The sequence below is a fragment of the Mesobacillus subterraneus genome (assembly GCF_020524355.2).
Classification (GTDB): domain Bacteria; phylum Bacillota; class Bacilli; order Bacillales; family Cytobacillaceae; genus Mesobacillus; species Mesobacillus subterraneus_C.
In genome coordinates this window covers 4441476-4457886 of record NZ_CP129019.1, presented here as the reverse complement: position 1 = coordinate 4457886, position 16411 = coordinate 4441476, and the positions used below count along the sequence as shown (strand labels likewise).

Below are 16411 nucleotides of genomic sequence, written 5' to 3'. Positions count from 1 at the left end.
ATAAACCAGAAAGCATCAAGAGAAATCCAAAGAGAATCTGGATTAAAGCAACGAAAAATGGAACTTAGTTTTTTTACGCGGAAATCTCGTCATTTCTCTTGGAAATAAAACAGGAAAACAAATATTTGTTTTCCTGTACGTGATATTTAGAGTTTTGTTCTTACAAACTGCTAATAATCCTTTTTAAAAGATTTCTCATGTTGAAGCAGCCATTCTTTTCTCCACAGGCTGCCTGCATAACCTGTTAATTTCCCATTTGAACCGATAACTCTGTGACAAGGAAGGACAATGCTTAACTTGTTTTTCCCATTCGCACTCCCTACAGCTCTGGTAGCTTTTTCATTCCCAATGGAAATGGCAATATCCTTATAAGATCCCGTTTCCGCATAGGGGATTTCTTTTAAGGCTTCCCATACTGTTTTTTGAAAATATGTCCCATGAAATTGGTACGGGAATGAAAAGTCACGACGATTACCTTTAAAATATTCGTCAAGTTGGGTATAACATTCTGCTAAAACAGAAGGAGTTCCGGGCTGTAAATAGTTCTCCATTCTTTCCTTTTCAGAAAATAAAATTGAGCTAATGGCTTCATCAGTGCTGATAATTTCGATTACGCCAATTGGTGATTCATAATCCAATTTATATATTTTAGTCATATAAAGACCTCCAAAGATAAAAGGTAGCATATGCCTGCCAGCCTTCCCAATTAGCTGCATAATCTTGTAGTTCTTCCATAGTCGGTTTTCTTTCCAAATCTAATAGATTCTTTAAGGCATTATGAAGGCCAACATCTGCAACTGGAAAAGAGGAGGTATAGTGTAGACATTTCATCAGTACATAATCTGCCGTCCATGCTCCGATACCTCTTATCATCATTAATGATTTTCGTATTTGCTGATAATCCATCTTCTGAAGTAATAATTCCTTGGATAATTCTCCATTTGCCATCGCTCTAGCGATACCAATGATATATTCAGCCTTCCTATTAGTAATTTGTAGTTTCCTTAAATCTTCGACTGTTATAGTAGCTATTTTTTCAAATGAGGGGAATAACCAATACGTTTCTCCTCTGAAAATCAGGCTTTCTCCATACTGTTCTACGAAGCGCTTCTTTAATGTATAAGCAAAAGTTAAATTAATTTGCTGTCCCATAATTGCCCATACGAGCGCTTCAAATAAATCAGGGATGCTTATAATCCTTAGTCCATAATATTTATGGACGAGTGTCTTTAAAACTTTATCTTGATCAGCCAGTTGATAGAATTCTCCTAAATCCTGGTCCAAATCAAACCATTCCCAAATAAACTCCGCTGCTTTTTTGCGAAAGTGGATGGATGGCGGACCTATTGGAAATTCAACTTTTATGACATCTTTGATGAATCCAATCTTACATAAAACCAAAGATTCTTTGACTTTTATTAGTTTATAAACTGCTCCCTCATTAATTTGATGAAGGACTTCCAGTTTAGACCTGTCTAAAAAAATTAAACACTCTTCAAAGTTATATTCCTTAGGAGGATAAATTTCGATATAAGATTCATGGTCAATCCAATTCATTTAGGTAGTCCTTTCGATATTCACTTGGTGAACAGTGTTTTATGTTTCGGAACACTTTATAAAAATTGGAAGGACTCTGAAATCCCACCTCATAGCAAATCTCAAGGTTCGTCAAGTTTGTGCTTTTCAGAAGGTGAACAGCTTTATCAATGCGTATTTTTTCTAAATAAGTCCGTGGAGTCTCTGAGGTTTCTTGTTTAAACAAGCGTTCTAAATAATAGGGACTCAAACCAACTTGATCTGCAATATCTTTTAATATCAAATTTTGCTTATAACGATTGATTAGGAATTTGATTACATTTCTGACAACCTCTATATGCGGGGAGTGCTCGACTTCTGGCTGACATCTTTTACAAGCACGAAAACCTGCTTTTTCAACTTCAGTGATATTATAGTAAAAATCTACATTCATTTTTTTCGGCTTTCTTGATCTGCAGGAAGGACGGCAGTATATTTTCGTTGTTTTAACTGCTGTAAAAAATTGACCCTCATATTTTCGGTCACAAGCGATGATTTTCTCCCACATCTCTTCGAATGAAAGCTTGATATTAGCCATAACACTCCACGATCCTTTCTGTACTAGTCCACATACAAATAGGAAGTATCCATAAACCCTACTAAATCACGAGCATTCTTTTCTAGATAAGCAATCACTTTATCAGATAGGGCATTTCCAAAACTAAAGCGTCTCATTCCTAACTCTTTAAGTTTAGTGCAATTCGTTAGTCCAGGTAAAGACAACACATTTAGTGGAGCCCTAGCATTCAACGTTATTTCTTTAACTCACCTTCACTATTAAACCTAGAACAAAAATCCCGCTAGCTCCACTCTCAACAAATAATTTTGCTCTTTCAATTGTTTCTAATAGCGTTTTTGCATTTGCAAATAAGTGCTTTTTCTAACGTTAAGACAGAAAGTAAATCCCAAGCGTTTCCTAGAAATAATATTTCCTCTGAAGAGTGAATCTCATTAAATTTCTGAACCTTGTTCATTTTATTTCCTCCTAATGGTATTTGACCCATTTTAACAAGTAATACACGCCCGATTCGTCCTCATTCTTGCTCTTATGGTCTGTCATTAAGAAAATATAAAAAAGTGAAGCTAGATTGCTCCACTTTCCAAGTTTATTTAACTGAGTGAAAAAATTTAAATATTAATAACTAGAGAAACCTCACTTACTTATGGTACGGTTCTTCGTAATATGGCTAAGTGCTGTTTAATCTTCAATCGGATCATCTAAAACAAAAAGTAGAATAGCTGTAATTTCGATAGACAAAATGAACTTAATAAAAAATAAATCCCTTCCATGTAACCACAAGGGATTTGGTATTATTTATTTTATTACAACACCCATTTATCTTTCGTAAATAAAATACGGCCTAGTGCTAGAATTACTAACGCTAACGCTATGTTAACTCCTAGTGTAAGAAATACATGCTCGATATCAATGACTCCAACAAATAATTCTTTAAATATAGCAAACACATTTAAGATTGGCACTAAAAAATGTGTAGTAGATAATTCATTTAGCCCGACACTTGTGATGAATAAAGCTGGTAAAATTCCAACCATAATTATGGGTGTTCCGTAGCTTTGTGCTTCTTTTACCGTCTTACCAAAAATACTTGTCAGCAATAACGCTGAAGCCATTAATGCAGCGAAACTGATTATAATTAAAAGAGCGACCGTACCAATTAACCAAACATTTCCTTTCATTATTAAGCCAGCTTTTAACTGTTCTGTAAAGAAGTAGATTTCAATAAATACAATTCCTAACGTTAAAATACCTGTAACAGTAGCTAGAATTACAAGTGTTAACCATTTGCCTAATAAAAATGAACTGCGATTAACAGGAGTCATTAATAAAGCTTCCATCGTACGGCGTTCTTTTTCCCCTGCAATAAAATCTGCTGCTGAAGATGAAATACCTATACCTACTGCAATAACTAGCATCATTGGGATAAGGAAGCTCATCATTTGTACAGATTGATCACCTTCGATTACTTGTACTTTATTAACAGTAAAAGGTGTTAAAATTGACGTTTCTACATTTTGTTGTCCTAAACGTTCTGAAACAATTGCCTGACTGTATTGTGTTAATGCCATTTCGATTGCTGACATGGCAATATAGCTATTTTCACTATATTCATCGCCTAAAATTTGAACTGTTGGCGCATTTCCAGCAGCGATTTGCTGTTCAAAGTCTCCAGTAAGAACAAGTCCCGCTACTGCTTCACCTTCTTGAATAGTAACTTCTACATCATCAACAGCACGAAGCTCTAAATTTTCTTTTCCATCTAGTAAACCTTTTACAAATTCTTGCTGCTCTTTTTCTGTCACGACATGAAGCTGGATATCCTCGTCTGGCGCCATCATTTTTTCATAGAAAAATACTAATGCTGACATTAACATTAATGGTAAAAATACAGTTAAAAGTAATGTGCGTTTATCTCGAAATGTATCCTTTAACTCTTTTTTGAATATATTAAGCATCTTCATTTCCTCCACGTACTAATTTACTCATGAAAATATAGTTTAAATCGCTTGATCCTTCTTCAGCATAAAGCTGTTCAAGAGTGCCATCATAGACAAGCTCACCTTTATGAATCATTGCTACTCGGTCACATAGCATCGTTACTTCCTCTACAATATGACTAGAGAAAATAATGGTTTTCCCTTCACGTTTCAGTTGGTGCACAAGTTGACGGAAAGTATTAGATGATGTAATATCTAGCCCTGTCGTTGGTTCATCAAAGAGTACAATATCTGGATCATGTAATAATGTTCTTGCAATAGCCACTTTTTGACGCATCCCTTTTGAAAACCCACCAACTTTTCGATCTAAATAGTCTCGCATGCCAAACATTTTCGCTAATTTTTCAATACGTACTTTTGTTTCATGCTTACCTAAGCCATAAAGTGAACCAAAATACTCTAAGTTTTCACGTGTTGTTAGTCGCTCATAAAGTCCTGTTTCACTACCAAACAGCACACCGATACGGTTTTTTACTTCATCAGATTGTTTTACAGTATGAAAACCTGCTACTTCAACGCTACCTGAAGACGGTTCAATTAGAGTAGCGATTGTTCGTAGTAAGGTTGTTTTCCCAGCACCATTTTCACCTAGGAGCCCAAGTACCTCACCCTCATGAACTTTTAAGGAGACTTGCTTTAAGGCAGTTATATATTGTTTCTTGTTTTGAAATTGTTTTGTTACTTCTGTAATTTCAATCATTTCCGTCACCTCGTTTATTTGATGTTTTCATCGTACAAATAAATACAAGAGATGTCTGCGATGTTGTCGCAAAAACGCCTTATTATGTCGTGAAAAGGGAGAATTAATTGTAGAACTGTAAAAAATTACGTATAGTGTATATTTATTACGAGGTGTATAACATGAGAGTAGGATTAGTAGATGACCGAGCGATTGATTTAGATAAATTAAAAGCAATTATAGAGCCAATCGAAGAAATTAATATTGTATTTGCTACTACAAGTGCACAGCAAGCCTATGAGGAAATAAAAAAGCAATCGATTGATTTACTTATTGCGGATATAGAAATGCCAGAATTATCGGGTTACGAATTAGCTGATATCATTTATACACATGCCTTACAAATTATGGTTATCTTTGTAACAGGCAATAGTGGGTACGCTGTTCATGCTTTTGAATTGAACGTACATGATTACATAATGAAGCCCTATACGAAAGAAAGACTTGTATCTTCTGTTGAAAGATTGTTAGCGAAGCAACAAAAAGCCGAGTTATCGGTCCGAATTTTTATTAAGCAAAAATCTGATATTCATATCGTACAAAAAAAGGACATTATATTTATTGAACGTTCAGGTCGTGCTACAACGATCTATACAAAAAATGGTCCTGTAAAAACCTATCAAACCTTAAATGAATTAGAGGGAGAGCTAAGGGACCGTTTGTTTATAAGAGCTCATCGCTCATTTATTATCAATATTCAATACATATTAAATTTTTCGTTATACGCGAAGAATTCCTATTTAGTGTCCTTTGAAGGAATTGAAGAAAAAGCAGTTATCACAAAGGAAAACTTAGATATTATACAAAAAAATTACTTTTGAGGTGGCAATATGAAGCATAAACTATATTTTTTCATCATTTGTTGTACCCATTTTGCCCTCGCAACAGTAGGCTTTTTTTCCTTCTACATAAGCATTCCAATAAGCATCATTTTAGCATTAGTAGCTATGAAAAGATTTACGTTAAAGCTTGATTGGAGTGTAATAATCCATTTATGTATGTATGGGGTTTATGTATTAAATGGTAAGAGTGTCCAAAATCTACTCTTACTTTATGGCGCATTGCTTGTGGTTATTTATAGTTCACAAAAGCAGAAAGCGCTATTTAAGACTTCAATAGTACAGTTAGAAGTAAATGAAAAGCTAGTAGAATTTAATCGTACATTTCAAGAGGTACGTAAAGAACGTCACGATTACTTAAAGCATGTATCAGCAATTGCTTATTTACTGGAAAAAAATCAGGTTGGTGAAGCGAAAACCTATATGCAAGGGTTAGTAAAGCGATATGAACAGACGAACTTGTCGATAAAGGGAGAGCAGGGGGCAGTAGCAGCAGTATTATATACGAATTACGAAAAGGCACGAAGCCACAATATTGCTATTAATTATTTGCTTGAAATACCTGTATCAAATTTATCACTTCCATCTGATGAAATCGTTCGGCTAATAGGCAATATATTAGAAAATTCGATTGATGCAAGCATTGAATGGCAAACGAAGTATAACAAACAAGCTTTTATTGAATTAAGCCTTCGCAAAAAAAGCGGTCTCTATATATTAACTTGTTCAAACAATACAATCCCCTTGCCGAAGGAAATTGCTGACCAATTGTTTGCCAAGACTGGTGTTACAACAAAGCCAAATCATAATGGTTTAGGTACTTCAATTATTCGGCAAATTATAGAGCAGCATAACGGATATTTAGAATTTATAGCAGAGAAGCAAACATTTTCAATTACGTGTAAAATTCCTAATGTGGTTTCATAAAAAAGCTTTAATATGCTACACCTTATGATTGTCTCACGAGATGTAGTTTATTAAAGCTTTGATTTATTTAATGCTTCATGTACTTCTTCAAAGTTCAATTTCTCCCTGTTCAAACATCTTGTCAATAATCTTAAAAAGCAGATTCAATATAATAATTGAAACGGCTTTGAAACCTCACTTACTTATGGTACGGTTCACCACGGTTTATCCTGTAGGCTCGATAAATCTGCTCAACTAGGATCAATCGCATTAATTGGTGAGGGAATGTCATTTTGGAGAAGGATAGTTGTTCATCGGATCTTTTCAATACTTCCTCGCTTAAACCGAGTGATCCGCCGATGACAAAGGCAATTTTGCTTTTGCCGTATGTTGCGAGTTTATCGAGGGTGTCTGCGAGTTCTTCGGAGGATTTAAGCTTGCCATTGATGGCAAGCGCGATGACATAAGTATCCATACCGATTTTAGAAAGAATCCTCTCACCTTCTTTTTGCTTTACCTGGACCATTTCCGTTTCACTTAGTTCTTCTGGTGCTTTTTCATCAGGTACTTCTATAACTTCTACTTTTGCATAGCTTCCTAGTCGCTTTAAGTACTCCTCAATCCCCTGTTTCAGGTATTTTTCTTTCAATTTTCCAACCGTTACGATCGAGATATTCACAGTCATCCCCACTTTACAAACAGATTACAAACAGTTTACAAACACGATATCCACAATAGTTATCCACATATTCACATCGATATCCACATTTAGTAGGCGATCATTCGTTCGCCACAATATATACAGCAGGTTGTCCACAGTATCCACAGATAAACTCGGACTTATCAACAGACTCCAACTTTGTTAATTGTGGTGCTACCTCAAATTCATCAACCGCTTCATCCAGCGCTAATTCTACATGCTCACTACAGCAATACTTCATAATACTCATCCTTTCAGCTTCTCTTTTTATAGTTATCATTTGCTTAAATTCACTTTTAAATTTATCCACAGAGACCATTTTAACACAAAAAACAGGAAGCATTTCGCCTCCTGTTATTATCCACAATCACTATAATGTTTCTCCGCCTAACTTCATTGTTGTTTCTTCCAGCTGGCCATTTCGATAATACTTGACCTGCATGTCGTCGCCGACCTTCTTTTTATTGTAAAGGTGCTTGCGCAGATCAACCACATCCCGGATTTCCTCGCCATCCATTTCAACAATGACGTCATATTCTTTCAGTCCTGCCTGGGCTGCCGGTGAATCTGGCTGAACGCCTCTAACTGCGACACCATAGTTAACTTCCTTAGGCAGTTTCAACGTGTTTTCCTGGTGGTACGCTGAGATTTCATTTACGGAAGCTAATTCTACACCCATGAATGGCCGCTTAACTTCCCCAGTCTTCTCCAAGTCTTCAATAATTGGTACGGCATAATTAATTGGAATAGAAAGTCCAATACCTTCCACAGCACTCTGGGCAATTTTCATAGAATTAATGCCAACCACCTGGCCACTGATATTAATTAGAGCCCCACCACTATTCCCGGGGTTAATCGCTGCATCCGTCTGTAAAACTTCTGCCTGCCAATCTGGAGTTCCATCCTGATTGATATCGACTGGAATAGCCCGTTCTAATCCAGAGATAATTCCCTGTGTGACTGATCCTGAAAAAGTAAGTCCCAGCGGATTCCCGATGGCGATGACCGGCTCACCGGGTTTCAACTTATCAGAGTTGCCAAATTCCGCAACGACCTTAATTTGGTCAGCAGGAACCTCCAATACTGCCAGGTCAGTCCAGATATCGCTTCCCAAAAGCTTCGCAGGAATTTTTGTTCCGTCTATAAGGCTGACTTCAAGTTCGGATGCTTCCGCCACAACATGATGGTTTGTGACAATATAGGCTTTGTCCCCTTCCTTCTTATAAACAACGCCGGATCCTGTTCCTCCTGATTCCTGGGATTCGCCCCAGAAACTCGTGCTCCCCTGGATATTCGTGATGCCAACTACCGCATCTCCAGCCTTGTCGACTGCTTCGGTGATTTGCGAATAAACGTCAATGGATAGATTTTTTTTAGTGGTATCGCCTTCTTCTGTCTCTTCAGAAGGCTCTTCGTCTGTTGCCGCTGTTTGATTATGAGGTTCAATTTTATATGGCAGCACATCCAACTTAGACAATAAAGGAATCGAGAAGATCACCAATACTGCACCAATGATCGCACCTGCCAGACTGGCCCAGAAAAAGCCGCCTTTTCTGCCGTTTTGCGGTTTATACCGGCTTTGATAATCCTGATCATAGTAACCCAATGTCCACCAATCCTTTCATTGACCAATAGATACGTTAGTTATTCTTATACAGATTATTATACTATCAGTGGCGTAAATTTCTAAATCATAAGGCCCTCTATTACCTGAAAATAAAAAGGGAGCAAAAGCACCCATTTCTGATGCCTTTACTCCTTTACCTATTCATTCATTGCCATAAACAAGTTATATTAATGTCAAAGGTGTGGGAGTCTTCGGATCTGTATCAAGCAAATCGAACTGCTCCCCTACTAAGATGCCTTTGTCTTCCAGGGTTTGGGTGACTGACATCCTGGCGAGATCCTTCATGTTGTTATCTGTGCTTAAATGAGCCAGATAAATCCGTTTTGTATTATCCCCTGCGACTTCGCTCATTGCGACAGCGGCATCCTCATTCGAGACATGACCATAATCGCTAAGGATGCGGCGTTTGACACTCCAAGGATATCTTCCCATTCTCAGCATCTGCACATCATGATTGCTTTCGAAAACATAAGCGTCCGCATTAGAAATGATTCCTTTCATCCGGTCGCTGACATAGCCTGTGTCTGTGATGAGCACCAATTTTTTGCCTTCCTTATGGAACACATAGAACATTGGCTCAGCTGCGTCATGTGATACACCAAAGGATTCTATATCCAATCCTCCAAAAGTTTTAACGGTCTCCATGTCAAAGCTGAACTTCTGGTCAAGCGGGACTTCCCCAATCAATCCGTCCATCGCTTTCCATGTCTTTTCATTCGCATAGATTGGCAGCTTATACTTCCGGGCAACGATTCCTATGCCTTTTATATGATCGCTATGTTCATGCGTCACAAATATTCCAGAGAGGTCTTTCATTTCTCGGCCAATTTGCTTAAATAAAGCTTCCATTTGTTTGCCGCTCAATCCAGCATCCACTAAAAAGGATTGGCCCTCCGTCTCCACATAGATCGCATTTCCCGTACTCCCGCTCGCGAGAACACTAAAATGCAAACTCATATCTCTTCACTCCGTCATTTTATTTTCTCCGTCAGACAACGGGATGACCCGACCTTCAATTGCATGTACAAAAAGGTTTTCCTTGCCATTGACTTCTATCCTCCACGTTGGTGTCACTACAAGCGATGATGTCAATGAAACAAGAGTAGAATAGCCCAATTCAAAATCGGTGATTTTACTCTTCGGCTTGAGCAAACCTTTTTTATAAAGAGTTTCCAGCGCCCTTAATGGCGGCAGCAACTCTTCTGCATCCGACAGTTCATCGATGATTTCCAAATACGTTTGCTTATACGAAGTCACCTCATTATCCTCATTGAAAAAGAAAGTCAGTTTTGCATTGCTGTTATAGTAGAACTTTTTACTATCATGCTCTTGATAATACGTAATGGTCCCTGTCTCATTATTTTTGCTCCAGAACTTATACTGTTCACCGGCAAAAATATTTGCTTTTATGAAATCAGACAGTTCAGCCGGCTGGAACTTGCTCGTCAGTTTGAACGGCTTTTCAAGCTTGACTTCAATCGACGTGCCGTCTCCCAGACTGACGGATTGTCCCTTGACCTTCTCCGTTTCCTCGAAGGTGAATACCTTGGCTCTTACACTAAGATACTGTTCTTTCTTTTTTGTGTCAGGGAGTTCCCCATACGTGATATCGTCATTTCTCAGCTTTTCCTCAAGGGTCGCTTCTTTAAGAATTTCATACTGTGTCGCATCCCTGGTATTCATAAACTGGTACACGAGATATATATCCAGGACGAGGAATGTGAGAATAAAGATTGTCTTGATTCTACTCCAATCCATTATTCAATTCCTCCTCCCATATGAGCTGGCGCCACTCCTGGTCGTATAAATAAAACCAGCCTGGTTCCAACAGGATTAATGAATTTTCTGGTCCCTGGGTCATATAATAGCCAGGCATAACATTTTGCAGCAGCTCAGGCTTAAAGTCTTTCTTGCTTTGCAGGTATTCTAGCGCTTCATATCCAGACGGCAATGTCTTGGTGACAACGTCCGGATTCAATGGCAGCTCGAGGTGGAACCCCGGGCGTACATACCTGCTAATTTCCGAATGTCGCCACTGCTGATAGATCTCCGACATCCCTGTTTGATTGAAAACAGGATAACCTTCCTTGCTGTAAAGACGAAAAAGAACATTCTGGTTAAAATCATCTTTATAAACATAACGATAAGGTTCCGTCCAGCCACCATGGTTATTAACAAACTCGATACTCTTCTGGAGAACGTTGTTGGTGCCGATGACTGAATCGCCACTCCTGACAGGATTCACGTAGTTAATCATATTTGTATCGGTGTCAACGATCATCTTACTGGCATCATCCGTATATTCCTCAATTCCATCGACTATACTGCGCTGTACAAAGCTTGGGTCTGTAAACAAAGCTTCCTTGAATTGTTCAGATTCAAGAGGATTCTGATAGTAAGTGTGCAGCACCATCTTCACTTTTTCAGTTGGCAGGTAAATCTTCTTGATATCGGAAACGGTATGAAGGAAATACGGCGTCAGCCTTTTTGCAGAATCATAAAATTGATTCGTAAAATCATTGATATAGGAAGGACTCACATTGCTGACATAGGCTTCCTGATTTTTCTGCGAATAGAAATATACAATGCCTTCCTGCTTTTGCTGGGTCTCTGAATTAATGATGATCCGGTCGAAATCAAACTTCGGCATATCTTTTTCATCGATATTCAGAACCCTTTTATAAAGTTCAATCGGCACCTCATCTGGGAAAATAACTTCAGTATTATCCCCCTGAGCAATTTTCTCATTAAATTCACTGATTCGCCCAGGGTACTTTTCGATATCAAAATACTTCCATTTTGAAATAACTCCGATTATATTATCGATATTGCCATTGTCTACCGAACCAAACTGTTTACGGTCCACATGATATATTATCTGATGTGGCTTGACGATTTTTTTTAGTTCCTTCTGCGTGGCAATACTAACTTCTTCAACAGTCTTTTGATTGTTTACAATTTCATAGTCCGGCTGATACGTCCAGATATTCCAGGTTAAAATCCCGCTTAGAATCACGAGAAATGTTAAAATAACTGTTTTAATATTTTCATATGTCATGACCAATCATCCTCTGCACTTCGGTCATAAGGAAGTGTAAATTGAACAGTGGTACCTCTTCCTTCCACACTTTCTGCCCAGATTCTTCCCCCATGGGCATTGACCATTTCCCTGGCAATGGCAAGCCCTAACCCTGTACCACCTAGTTTGCGGGTCCTGGCTTTGTCGACACGGTAGAAACGATCGAAAATTTTATCCAGGTTATCTTTCGGGATGCCAACGCCTTCATCAGAAATGCTTGCAACAATCTGATCATCCAGTTCTTTCACTTTGAAGGTAATCGTACCGCCCTCTGGTGAATATTTCATGGCATTAGAAATGATGTTATCTAGTACTTGGGTTATCTTATCTTCATCTATTTCTACGAAAATCGCATCATCCGTGATTTCCCTTTTGAAAGAAACGTTTTGTTCCTTCGTCATTTCGAATCGGTCAATAATCCTGTTAAAAAAGACCGGGAAATTGACCCATTCCTTTGATAGACGATAATCCACACTGTCAAGTTTTGATAGCTGCAGCAAATCGTTAACAAGCCGGATCATCCGCTCTGTTTCACCTCTGGTTGTCTCAAGGAAGTTCGGAGCGATTTCCTCATCCCTCCACGCTCCTTCAGCCAGCGCCTCCAGATAGCTGCGCATCGTTGTTAGCGGAGTCCGCAATTCATGGGAAACATTCGCAACGAATTCCCGTCTCTCCATATCGATTTTTTCCTGTTCAGTAATATCATAAAGAACAGCAATCAATCCATTTACAAAGCCACTTTCCTTTTGTATGACCGAAAAGTTTGCCCGAAGGATGAATGGCTTGCTTTTTGTACTGTAATCCAGGACGATTGAGTCTTTCTCCTGAAGTAAATCATCAAAAGTATAATTCTCATCCAGTCCAAGTACAGAAACTAACGGCTGCGACAACACTGTTTCACGTGGAACACCAAGCATCTGTGCAGCTGGTTCGTTGATCAGGATGATGCGTCCTTTCCGGTCAGTCGATATGACACCGTCGGTCATATAGGAAATGACAGAGGAAAGTTTCCTTTTCTCTCCTTCTGTTGTGGCCTGTGCTTCCTGCAGTTTTTTCGTCAGATTGTTAAAGGTGATCGCAAGTTGACCGATTTCATCGTACCCATAGACCTTAACCTTCCTGGAAAAATTGCCGCGAGTCATAGCCAGTGCCTGTTTACGCATATCTGATATTGGCCTCGTAATCGTCTGTGCAAGTAAGACTCCCAAAATGGCTGTGAAAATCAGGGCAATGGCTGTTCCGGTTGCCAGAATTGTATTGATATCATTCATCTGGTCAAAAATATCATCAATATTCGCCACTAGATAGACAGCGCCTATTGCTTCACCGTTATGCATGATAGGTGTTGAAAGAACCCAAACTCTTTCGTTCGCTTTTAACTGGATGACGTCTTCATCTTGTTCAGTGATGATCGAACGCTTAATCTTGACGTCAGGAGTCCTCTGACCCACCATCCCCTGATTGCTAAGGCTTGATGTCCCGAGTATTTTAAAACTGCTCCCGTCAACTACCCGGATTTCAGAAATATCATTGGGCTTATAGTCCATTAAAATCTGCCTAATTGCTTCCTCTTTCGTCGGGTCTTCCTTCCCGCGCTCCTTCACCAGCTCTTCCTGTATATCATAAACCAGCAAATCCACGCGGGATTTTACAGATTCCTGGTAATTCGTCATCAAGGTTGTCTCGAGTTTTCGGACAAAATAAACCCCAATGATTTGCATGGCAACGAGAATAAGCAGGACATATATAATCACAAATTTAAGGTGTATGGAGCGAAAAAAACCAACCTTTTTCATTCCTATATTTACTCCTGCTCAGAGTTTCTTAAATAGTAGCCTACTCCACGTCTTGTCACGATCCATGTCGGGTGGCTTGGGTTGTCTTCGATCTTTTCACGCAAACGCCTTACAGTTACGTCTACTGTACGGACATCTCCATAGTAATCATAGCCCCAAACTGTTTGCAGCAGGTGCTCCCTCGTCATGACTTGTCCGATATGCTTGGCAAGGTAGTGAAGAAGCTCGAATTCACGGTGCGTCAATTCAATCGTCTCTCCTCTTTTGGAGACAACGTAAGGATCAGGATGGATCGTCAAGGAACCAACCGTAATTTCATTTGATTCCTCTTGTTCATCTTCTCTGATCGCATTCTGCTGATGGCGACGCAGGTTTGCTTTTACCCTGGCAATCAATTCCCTTGTGCTGAATGGCTTCGTGACATAGTCATCTGCCCCAAGCTCAAGTCCGAGCACCTTATCAATTTCAGAGTCCTTAGCAGTCAGCATGATTATAGGCATCTCGTGTTTTTTACGGACTTCACGGCAAACTTCCATGCCATCACGCATCGGCAGCATAATATCCAGCAAGATTAAATCAGGTTGAATTTCCTCCACCATTTCAACTGCCTGGTTTCCATCATATGCACAGTAAACATCGTAACCCTCTTTTTTTAGATTGAACTGCAGAATATCTGCAATTGGTTTTTCATCGTCTACTACCAGAATTTTTTTCTCCATACCAATTCTCCTTTTTAAGCCAAATTAACAATCGTATATTAATGAATTTTTTTCTGTGTTAACATGCTATCTTATCTATTTTACTGTAAATCAGTGAAAAACTGAATTTTTCTGTTATATTACCTCTATTCTTCTCTTCCCAATTGTACCAATACTGTCCATCACAATAAACTGACAGGCTTATAAAGATTTTAAGACATATCACTAATAACACAAGTGTTAATAAAAAAAGTCTCTAGTTAGCTAGAGACTTTTTTTATAGGTTTATTTTAATTTTGACATTGGATCTATAATCCTGCCGTTTTGATATACTTCAAAATGAAGATGGATACCTGTGGAGTTTCCTGTCCTTCCCATGATACCAATCTTCGACCCTCGGGAAACTGTCTGGCCTACGTTTACGGAGATGGATGCAAGATGTGCGTACATTGTGCGGTAGCCGTTGTTGTGATCGATGATGATTTTGTTTCCATATCCATCACCTTTGTTACCAGCATATACGACTGTCCCATTATCCGCAGACTTGATTGTGTAGTCGCTTGGCCTTGCGATATCAATTCCTTTGTGCATCCTGCTCCAGCGGTACCCCTGGCGACTGGATACATATCCGCCATTAGTCGGCCAAACGAAAGTTCCGTCTCCGCGTGAAGGAACAACCTTTGTTCCTTTGACGATAATTTCCTTCACAGGCTCTTTAAGTACAGATTCCTGTGTGACTTCCTTTTTAATAACCCTGCCATTCTGTTCAGTCAGCGTTGAGGTGATACCCATCATACCAACCTGGCCTTTTTGCACTGTCTTTGTGTCGCCCTTGAACATAGAAGAATCTTCTTTGACTTCTTTTTCATAAGCCACTTCTTTTTGTTCATAAACCTGGCGATCGACCACGACTTCCACGAATGGCTTCAATACAGTCACATTTAGCTCTTGGCCCGGCTTAAGGACAGTATTCTCATCAAATCCTGCATTTAAAGAAAGTAATTGAGCAAGCGTTAAATCGTGATCATTTGCGATGCTCCCCAATACATCCCCTTCTTTAACCTGGTACTTCTGTTCCTCCAGAGTACCTTTTTTCAAGAGCTGGACAGCTTCCAGGACTGAAAGCACTTCTTCTGGATCAACTTTCTCTTCTGATTGTGAAACTTCTTTTGTCAATTTAGCGTCTAATATATGAGTTTCATTTACTTTTACTTCGGGTAAAGGTAGATTAGGAGATTTCTTTTTATTCTCCAACTCTGCAAATTCTTCTTCAGTAATGTATTCAAGCATTAATGTCTTAAGAACTTCATTCGCTGCTTCTTGATCTTTTACATAAGCAACTGTCTTATTGTCGATGACAAGGGCAGATACTTCAGCCTGAACAGTCAATTCATTTTTAATATCATCTAATACTTCACTGGTCTTCTCATTTGCTGCAGAGCTGAACATTTGCTCAGGAACAAAAGATACGTCTACTCCCAGCTCAACACCAAGATTCGCGTATTCTTCCTGGACCGCTGCTAACTTATCTTCTACCAGTTGTTCTATTTGTGCTTTATCGGCTACAGTTCCCACAAATCTATCATTCACATAAACATGATACATTGTTGTTAAGTCAGACTCCGCCGCAAGTGCAGCATTTCCTGCACTAAAAGACAACGCTGCAACAGTTAGTGCTGCCATGATTGACTTTTTTATTGCTGGCTTCATCTCTCTAGATGTTTTGCCGGCGAGATTGGACAGCTTATGTTTTAAATTATTCATCCTGATCCTCCTACAACGGTCAAAAACTATTAGTCTAGTTCTAAATAACTATTTTTGATAATCGTACCTTTATACTTTACCATATAATGTATCGGTGGAAAGGCTAGTCTTCATTATGTAACAAAAATGTATAATAGCTGACATTTTATTACGATTTTTGTCAGTTAAATG

17 protein-coding genes are annotated in these 16411 nt (G+C 38.8%); 2 read left to right on the top strand and 15 right to left on the bottom strand.

Translation table 11 applies throughout. The features are described from left to right. Positions 1 to 170: 170 nt before the first annotated feature. The 6 genes from LC048_RS23275 to LC048_RS23250 all read right to left on the bottom strand — a co-directional run bounded on the left by LC048_RS23275 (position 171) and on the right by LC048_RS23250 (position 4792). Positions 171 to 656 (bottom strand): methylated-DNA--[protein]-cysteine S-methyltransferase, encoded by a 486-nt coding sequence (locus LC048_RS23275; protein ID WP_226603438.1) that lies wholly within the window; start codon positions 654 to 656, stop codon positions 171 to 173. Continuing rightward, positions 649 to 1557: a DNA-3-methyladenine glycosylase family protein gene (locus LC048_RS23270; RefSeq protein ID WP_226603440.1), complete on the bottom strand. Its 909-nt coding sequence runs from the start codon at positions 1555 to 1557 to the stop codon at positions 649 to 651. The genes LC048_RS23275 and LC048_RS23270 overlap by 8 nt, the downstream gene beginning before the upstream one ends. Beyond that, on the bottom strand, positions 1544 to 2113 hold the full coding sequence (locus LC048_RS23265) for a bifunctional transcriptional activator/DNA repair enzyme AdaA (protein WP_226603442.1): 570 nt from the start codon (positions 2111 to 2113) through the stop codon (positions 1544 to 1546). The genes LC048_RS23270 and LC048_RS23265 overlap by 14 nt, the downstream gene beginning before the upstream one ends. Before the next feature lie 295 nt (positions 2114 to 2408). Then, on the bottom strand, positions 2409 to 2549 hold the full coding sequence (locus LC048_RS25220) for a hypothetical protein (protein ID WP_371931957.1): 141 nt from the start codon (positions 2547 to 2549) through the stop codon (positions 2409 to 2411). A 349-nt stretch (positions 2550 to 2898) separates the two neighbouring features. Next, positions 2899 to 4050, bottom strand: a complete 1152-nt coding sequence (locus LC048_RS23255) for an ABC transporter permease (RefSeq protein ID WP_226603444.1) — start codon at positions 4048 to 4050, stop codon at positions 2899 to 2901. Next, entirely contained in the window at positions 4043 to 4792 is a 750-nt protein-coding gene (locus LC048_RS23250; RefSeq protein WP_226603445.1) for an ATP-binding cassette domain-containing protein, read from the bottom strand. Before LC048_RS23250 ends, LC048_RS23255 begins: the two co-directional genes overlap by 8 nt. 161 nt (positions 4793 to 4953) lie before the next feature. On the opposite strand from LC048_RS23250, the gene LC048_RS23245 reads away from it, so the two are divergent. After that, positions 4954 to 5652, top strand: a complete 699-nt coding sequence (locus tag LC048_RS23245) for a LytR/AlgR family response regulator transcription factor (protein ID WP_306048900.1) — start codon at positions 4954 to 4956, stop codon at positions 5650 to 5652. A gap of 9 nt (positions 5653 to 5661) precedes the next feature. Continuing rightward, complete coding sequence (locus LC048_RS23240; RefSeq protein ID WP_226603455.1) at positions 5662 to 6597, top strand: sensor histidine kinase; 936 nt, start codon at positions 5662 to 5664, stop codon at positions 6595 to 6597. 178 nt (positions 6598 to 6775) lie between these two features. Here the strand turns inward: LC048_RS23240 and rlmH are convergent, their stop codons facing one another. The 9 genes from rlmH to LC048_RS23195 form a co-directional block, all read right to left on the bottom strand. Beyond that, complete coding sequence (gene rlmH, locus LC048_RS23235; protein ID WP_226603463.1) at positions 6776 to 7255, bottom strand: 23S rRNA (pseudouridine(1915)-N(3))-methyltransferase RlmH; 480 nt, start codon at positions 7253 to 7255, stop codon at positions 6776 to 6778. Between the two features lie 100 nt (positions 7256 to 7355). Next, complete coding sequence (locus LC048_RS25215; RefSeq protein WP_371931956.1) at positions 7356 to 7619, bottom strand: CxxH/CxxC protein; 264 nt, start codon at positions 7617 to 7619, stop codon at positions 7356 to 7358. 27 nt (positions 7620 to 7646) lie between these two features. Further along, the gene (locus LC048_RS23225) at positions 7647 to 8882 is read right to left on the bottom strand and encodes a S1C family serine protease (protein WP_226603465.1); all 1236 of its coding nucleotides are present in this window, start codon (positions 8880 to 8882) and stop codon (positions 7647 to 7649) included. Between the two features lie 183 nt (positions 8883 to 9065). Beyond that, positions 9066 to 9860 (bottom strand): MBL fold metallo-hydrolase, encoded by a 795-nt coding sequence (locus tag LC048_RS23220; RefSeq protein ID WP_226603468.1) that lies wholly within the window; start codon positions 9858 to 9860, stop codon positions 9066 to 9068. 6 nt (positions 9861 to 9866) lie between these two features. Continuing rightward, positions 9867 to 10661: a two-component system regulatory protein YycI gene (locus LC048_RS23215; RefSeq protein ID WP_226603470.1), complete on the bottom strand. Its 795-nt coding sequence runs from the start codon at positions 10659 to 10661 to the stop codon at positions 9867 to 9869. Then, entirely contained in the window at positions 10648 to 11961 is a 1314-nt protein-coding gene (locus LC048_RS23210; RefSeq protein ID WP_226603484.1) for a YycH family regulatory protein, read from the bottom strand. Before LC048_RS23210 ends, LC048_RS23215 begins: the two co-directional genes overlap by 14 nt. Further along, positions 11958 to 13778, bottom strand: a complete 1821-nt coding sequence (walK, locus tag LC048_RS23205) for a cell wall metabolism sensor histidine kinase WalK (protein WP_226603486.1) — start codon at positions 13776 to 13778, stop codon at positions 11958 to 11960. The genes LC048_RS23210 and walK overlap by 4 nt, the downstream gene beginning before the upstream one ends. An 8-nt stretch (positions 13779 to 13786) precedes the next feature. Further along, entirely contained in the window at positions 13787 to 14497 is a 711-nt protein-coding gene (yycF, locus tag LC048_RS23200; protein WP_226603488.1) for a response regulator YycF, read from the bottom strand. 264 nt (positions 14498 to 14761) lie between these two features. Next, positions 14762 to 16240: a M23 family metallopeptidase gene (locus tag LC048_RS23195; protein ID WP_226603490.1), complete on the bottom strand. Its 1479-nt coding sequence runs from the start codon at positions 16238 to 16240 to the stop codon at positions 14762 to 14764. Positions 16241 to 16411 lie beyond the last annotated feature (171 nt).

Bases quoted from the DNA above. Each gene is read 5' to 3' on its own strand.
- LC048_RS23245 (WP_306048900.1), top strand. From the start codon at position 4,954: ATGAGAGTAGGATTAGTAGATGACCGAGCGATTGATTTAGATAAATTA.
- LC048_RS23250 (WP_226603445.1), bottom strand. From the start codon at position 4,792: ATGATTGAAATTACAGAAGTAACAAAACAATTTCAAAACAAGAAACAA.
- LC048_RS23265 (WP_226603442.1), bottom strand. From the start codon at position 2,113: ATGGCTAATATCAAGCTTTCATTCGAAGAGATGTGGGAGAAAATCATC.
- LC048_RS23240 (WP_226603455.1), top strand. From the start codon at position 5,662: ATGAAGCATAAACTATATTTTTTCATCATTTGTTGTACCCATTTTGCC.
- yycF (WP_226603488.1), bottom strand. From the start codon at position 14,497: ATGGAGAAAAAAATTCTGGTAGTAGACGATGAAAAACCAATTGCAGAT.
- LC048_RS23275 (WP_226603438.1), bottom strand. From the start codon at position 656: ATGACTAAAATATATAAATTGGATTATGAATCACCAATTGGCGTAATC.
- LC048_RS25220 (WP_371931957.1), bottom strand. From the start codon at position 2,549: ATGAACAAGGTTCAGAAATTTAATGAGATTCACTCTTCAGAGGAAATA.
- LC048_RS23215 (WP_226603470.1), bottom strand. From the start codon at position 10,661: ATGGATTGGAGTAGAATCAAGACAATCTTTATTCTCACATTCCTCGTC.
- LC048_RS23195 (WP_226603490.1), bottom strand. From the start codon at position 16,240: ATGAATAATTTAAAACATAAGCTGTCCAATCTCGCCGGCAAAACATCT.
- LC048_RS23220 (WP_226603468.1), bottom strand. From the start codon at position 9,860: ATGAGTTTGCATTTTAGTGTTCTCGCGAGCGGGAGTACGGGAAATGCG.
- LC048_RS23270 (WP_226603440.1), bottom strand. From the start codon at position 1,557: ATGAATTGGATTGACCATGAATCTTATATCGAAATTTATCCTCCTAAG.
- LC048_RS25215 (WP_371931956.1), bottom strand. From the start codon at position 7,619: ATGCTTCCTGTTTTTTGTGTTAAAATGGTCTCTGTGGATAAATTTAAA.
- walK (WP_226603486.1), bottom strand. From the start codon at position 13,778: ATGAAAAAGGTTGGTTTTTTTCGCTCCATACACCTTAAATTTGTGATT.
- LC048_RS23255 (WP_226603444.1), bottom strand. From the start codon at position 4,050: ATGCTTAATATATTCAAAAAAGAGTTAAAGGATACATTTCGAGATAAA.
- LC048_RS23210 (WP_226603484.1), bottom strand. From the start codon at position 11,961: ATGACATATGAAAATATTAAAACAGTTATTTTAACATTTCTCGTGATT.